The sequence below is a fragment of the Enterobacter sp. CGMCC 5087 genome, from assembly GCF_003144775.1.
GTDB lineage: Bacteria > Pseudomonadota > Gammaproteobacteria > Enterobacterales > Enterobacteriaceae > Enterobacter > Enterobacter cloacae_M.
The window spans coordinates 1-1897 of sequence record NZ_QFXN01000330.1 but is presented as its reverse complement, the minus strand read 5'-3'; the positions used below and the strand labels follow the sequence as shown (position 1 = coordinate 1897).

Here is a 1897-nt window from a genome sequence, read left to right as displayed (position 1 = left end):
GATAAGCGAAATGCTCAGGGACGCATGGCTGACGGTAACTGGCGCGGAACGCAATGGCGTAACGAATATAACGCCAGTCATCCTGAACCGCGTTGCCCGGGGAGTCTTCACAACGCCCTTTAACCAGCTTACTGCGCAGGTTAAGGCAATGACGGTACCCGTCACTCTCGCCCGGACGGGCGTTATTTGCACCTGAGTGTGCGGTCTGCCGATGAGGAACGATGTCACAGCCCGGCGCTGATGTTATCCCCCCGGCCTTCTGCCCTTTTCCGCGCGACGTGCTGCCGATATAATCCCCGTCATGAATAAAACGAATCACACTGCATTACCTCCAGAAGAATCACTGGCTGACCTGGCGCATTTTGCCTGGTGCGCACTGACGGCCCTGCGCCTGGCTCAGCAGGACGGCCAGGCGCTGTCACTGCTGACCATTCACACCTTTTTAGTTCGCTGGCTCGCTGATGCGCAGAAACAACGCCGCTTCCCCCGTTCCGTGGCAGCGGATATCGACAGTCTGCTTCGCCTCGGACGCCAGAAAGGCCCCGCAGCCGGATTGCTGAACAGGCTGCAATACCTCTGGCACTCCTGCACGGAGCCGGTTTCAGAGCAGTCGGCACTGTTTCGCCTGACGCATGCGATCGAGCACCTGAAATCACAGGGCTGGGTCAATGCCGTGGTGGCGGACGAAGAGTGGGCTCCTGAAACTCTGTATACCGAATATGCGAATACCCCTGCATTACTGGTCAGGAAGTCCGAACTGCAGCGCCATTTTAACGAACGGGGGCAGCAGACCGCACCGGTGGATTTTATCGTGGCTGGCGACAGTCGCGTTGTTGGCGATGCGTTTGATGCGCGGGCGTTGCGTTATGTCATTCAGGAGCAACACGCCGCGTGGTGTTTGTTATCGTTGTTGCCAGTAGCCGATGCCTGAAGTGTTGTTAGCAACACTAACGTAAAAGGATGAGCATGGAGCGGATTGATTATCAAATCGAAAAATACTTGTTTTCCTGTGCTGACGAGCCCCCCGCCTGACCCGGCAGTGGGCTGATGTGCTCGAAGAATGTCACGGGCTAAAAGCCGGGGCGGAGGAACGGCTGCGTATTGCTCTGCTGAATGTCGATTACGTCACCAGCTTCGGGCTGCCTTTCCGCTTACTGTTGCTCCGTACACCACAACTGATCGCCGGTCTGCGCGATGAGCTACAGCTTAATCAGAAGGATGCGATATTCAACGGGAAGCGTTTTGGCTGCGTCTGGAGCCTGGAAGCCGATTTAAGCAAGGTTCACGATGCGTTTCAGTATCACCTGACGACCCGTATCCGGCGTGTGAGCCCGGATGGTGTATCGTCAGCGCCCTTTCAGCAGATTGCAAAAGAGGTGAAAGCACCACGTGAGCGTATCAGGCTGGCGCTTGCTGCGGGGTTACAGGTGACGCCACTCGATGCACTCTTCTGGTTCGGCTGCCAGCGTATGGCGGCGGATGTACTGCGACTTCGCAGGGCCGGGATGGTGATTGCAACCTCAGAAACTGACGTATTCGACACGCAGACGGGGACAACCCGGCAGGTTCCTGTTTACCGCCGCGACGGTGTGTAAGGTGTCCCGGGGGATGCCACCAGAATATTGTCCCGCCTTTGCTTATTTTCTGTCCGCCTGTTTATCAGACCGCCCGTCGTAAAATGCTGCTTTTTTTTAACATCTGGCATTCAGCTGAAACACGCTGTTAATGCTTAATCCTTGTGGGGGTAATCCCCCGTGCGTAGTATTCGCATCGTGTTAAGGAGACACAGACCGCCACTAGCTCAGCAGGAAAGAGCCGGTGACACTGATGTTGCAGGTGCGGGGTTCGAGGCCCCGGTGGCGGTCCATTCTGGCTTTTCGGCCTGCGATGAAGGGTG

General features: G+C 56.6%; 2 protein-coding genes, 1 tRNA gene and 1 pseudogene. 3 read left to right on the top strand and 1 reads right to left on the bottom strand.

Annotation, left to right across the window (positions count from 1 at the left end; all coding sequences use genetic code 11):
* Positions 1–319 (bottom strand): hypothetical protein (locus DEO48_RS26660; protein ID WP_146198351.1); only part of this gene is annotated, 319 nt, incomplete at its 3' end.
* Between DEO48_RS26660 and DEO48_RS26225 the strand changes: the two genes are divergently transcribed.
* The 3 genes and pseudogenes from DEO48_RS26225 to DEO48_RS26215 all read left to right on the top strand — a co-directional run bounded on the left by DEO48_RS26225 (position 302) and on the right by DEO48_RS26215 (position 1867).
* Positions 302–931 (top strand): DUF2913 family protein, encoded by a 630-nt coding sequence (locus tag DEO48_RS26225; RefSeq protein WP_109846746.1) that lies wholly within the window; start codon positions 302–304, stop codon positions 929–931. The two genes, DEO48_RS26660 and DEO48_RS26225, sit on opposite strands and share 18 nt — an antisense overlap.
* A gap of 35 nt (positions 932–966) precedes the next feature.
* Positions 967–1595: pseudogene (locus DEO48_RS26220) on the top strand (helix-turn-helix domain-containing protein).
* A 195-nt stretch (positions 1596–1790) separates the two neighbouring features.
* Positions 1791–1867 (top strand) — tRNA-Ile (locus tag DEO48_RS26215).
* Positions 1868–1897: the final 30 nt, after the last annotated feature.